Source organism: Caballeronia jiangsuensis, from assembly GCF_046030135.1.
Taxonomy (GTDB): domain Bacteria; phylum Pseudomonadota; class Gammaproteobacteria; order Burkholderiales; family Burkholderiaceae; genus Caballeronia; species Caballeronia jiangsuensis.
Window position 1 is genome coordinate 1 of sequence record NZ_JAQQDB010000124.1, and the last position, 586, is coordinate 586.

Below are 586 nucleotides of genomic sequence, written 5' to 3' on the forward strand. Positions count from 1 at the left end.
ACGGCTTTCCTTGCGCGCTTCGGCCGATACCATCGTCGCGCGCGCCACTTCGATCAGGTTCGCCAGTTCCAGCGCCTCGACCTTCGCCGTGTTGAACACCTTCGACTTGTCCTTCAGATGCACGTGCTTCACGCGCTCGGCCAGTTCCGCGATCTTGCCGACGCCTTCTTCGAGCAGCTTCGACGTGCGGAACACGCCCGCATGCGCCTGCATCGACGCGCGGATATCGTTGGCGATGTTCTGCGTGTACTCGCCCGAGGTCGATTTCTCCAGCACCGCGAGGCGTTCCATCGCGAAGTCGGCGGCATCGGCCGGCAGCGGCTTGTGCTCCTTCAGTTCCTTCGCGTGCTTGATGATGTGATTGCCCGCAGCACGCCCGAACACGACCAGATCGAGCAGCGAGTTCGTGCCCAGACGGTTCGCGCCGTGCACCGAAACGCACGAGCATTCGCCCACCGCGTAGAAGCCGTTGACCGGATCGTCATAGCCCTTCGCGGTGCCCACGACCTGACCGTGCATGTTGGTCGGAATACCGCCCATCTGATAGTGGATGGTCGGCACCACCGGAATCGGCTCCTTGATGCAA

The 586-nt window shown here is 62.6% G+C and carries 1 protein-coding gene; it reads right to left on the minus strand.

The genetic code is table 11. The features are described 5' to 3' along the window. Positions 1-586: FAD-binding protein (locus tag PQR08_RS38645; protein ID WP_408164497.1), on the minus strand; the 586-nt coding region annotated here is incomplete at both ends.